This is a genomic window from Hominisplanchenecus sp., from assembly GCF_046967715.1.
GTDB classification, from domain to species: domain Bacteria; phylum Bacillota; class Clostridia; order Lachnospirales; family Lachnospiraceae; genus Hominisplanchenecus; species Hominisplanchenecus faecis.
The window spans coordinates 3,884-4,458 of sequence record NZ_JBKVNQ010000105.1 but is presented as its reverse complement, the minus strand read 5'-3'; the positions used below and the strand labels follow the sequence as shown (position 1 = coordinate 4,458).

General features: G+C 50.8%; 1 pseudogene. It reads left to right on the top strand.

Annotation, left to right across the window (positions count from 1 at the left end):
* A pseudogene (locus ACLTL4_RS11005) lies at nt 1-575 on the top strand (protease); the annotation flags it as partial.

The following is a 575-nucleotide window of genomic DNA, read 5'->3' as shown; positions in this document are numbered from 1 at the left end:
GTCTATGTCGTTTCTGCCGCCGGGAATGAGGCCGGGAGGGGACATCATTTTTACGGAAAAATGGAAAATACTTCCGATTATCAGAATGTCGAGGTACTTGTCCCGGAAAATGAGGGAGGATTTACCATGGAACTTTGGGCTTCGCCGCCGGATCTGTTTGCAGTCGGCATGATCTCACCGCTTGGAGAGACGATCCCGCCGATCCCACCAAGAGCCGGCTCTGTCACCAGCATTTCCTTTCTGCTGGAACAGACGGTGATCGAGGTCTCCTATGAGCCGGTGGAGATCGCATCCGGAGGTCAGCTTGTCTTTCTGAGAGTGCAGAATCCAACACCCGGCATCTGGGGATTTCAGATCTATCCAAGGCAGATTTCTTCTGGTATTTTCCATATCTGGCTTCCGATTTCGGGATTTGCCATGGAAAATACCCGCTTTTTGAATTCCAATCCGGATACAACGATCGTCTGCCCGTCAAATGCAGAAGGAATCATCACCTGTGCTGCTTATAACCATGCGACCGGAGGATTGTTCATCCAGTCCAGCCGCGGTTATACAAGAACCGGAAACATCAAACC